Genomic DNA, 1,277 nt, shown 5'->3' on the forward strand with positions numbered 1-1,277 from the left:
TGCCACCGGAAAACTTGCCCATCCTCGAATGGCTCGGTATCAAAACGTCAAAATCACTATGATGAACCACTAGGGTCAGCGGATCGAAGAAATGGCAAGATCGTCAAAGCTCGTCGCGTCGAAGCGCGGCCGGGTACTCGTGGTGCGGCGGCGCCGCGACAAGCTTTGTATGTTTCCTGGCGGGCGCCGGCGCGGCCACGAAACGGCGGAGCGGTGCCTCTGGCGCGAGATCAAGGTGCCAGTATGTGGCGTCGCAGGATTTAGGAAGCGCGAGGCGGCGAGTTGTCGTGCGTTTTCGTGTGCAATGTCGTGTTCGCAACATGTTGGCGGATAGCAAACAAGTGCGGCTTTGGCTTTCGGAAGAGAAAGCACGCGCGGCGCTTCGTTTTGCGTCCAGCTGCCCGCGCAGCGGTGCGCGGAAGCATTAGGCGATTGGCACGGCTTTTGCTCCATTGTTTGCCAACGGCGTGCGGCTCTCTGCTTTGTCGGGATCGTCCGTTGCAGAATGTGAATCTCGATGTGACCAAAAGGCGATGGCATGAAGAATTGGAGTTCCGTGACAACCAAGGTGCTAGGCACGGCCATTGTTGCAATGGCCTTGACGACGCCCACCGCGCTGGCGGTCGAATACAAAGTCGAATACAAAAGGGATAATAGCAGCAATCCTAGCCTCCGGGACGTTGCTGAAAACAAGAGCATGCTTACCCAGATCACAGTCACCTCGGAACGACCAGCAAGCTTCACGCTTGCGAACGGCTTGCAGGTGGTGGTGATCCCCGATCATCGTACTCCGGTCGTGACCCAGATGATTGGGTATAAGGTCGGCTCCGCCGATGAGACGCCGGGCAAATCGGGGCTTGCGCATTTCTTCGAACACTTGATGTTCAAGGGCACAGCGAAGCATCCGCCCGGCGAATTCTCCCAGACCGTGCTGCGCGTCGGCGGCGACGAGAATGCCTTCACCTCGCCCGACTACACCGGCTATTACCAACGCGTGCCGCGCGAGCAGCTGACGAAGATGATGGAATTTGAGGCCGACCGCATGACCGGTCTCGTTCTCCAAGATGAGAACGTGCTGTCGGAACGCGATGTTGTGCTCGAAGAATTCAACATGCGCGTCGCCAACAATCCCGATGCGCGGCTCACCGAGCAGATGATGGCGGCGCTTTACCTCAACCACCCCTACGGCCGCCCCATTATCGGCTGGCGGCAGGAGATCGAAAAGCTCGACCGCGAGGACGCGCTCGCGTTCTACAAGCGCTTCTACGCGCCGAATA

General features: G+C 58.5%; 1 protein-coding gene and 1 pseudogene. Both read left to right on the plus strand.

Annotated features, from left to right (window positions below):
- Positions 1-91: 91 nt before the first annotated feature.
- Positions 92-235, plus strand: a pseudogene (locus CQ13_RS45655) (NUDIX hydrolase); the annotation flags it as partial.
- 462 nt (positions 236-697) lie between these two features.
- A partial coding sequence (locus tag CQ13_RS15910) for a M16 family metallopeptidase (RefSeq protein WP_245309194.1) occupies positions 698-1,277 on the plus strand: 580 nt, incomplete at its 3' end.

The organism is Bradyrhizobium retamae, from assembly GCF_001440415.1.
Lineage (GTDB): Bacteria > Pseudomonadota > Alphaproteobacteria > Rhizobiales > Xanthobacteraceae > Bradyrhizobium > Bradyrhizobium retamae.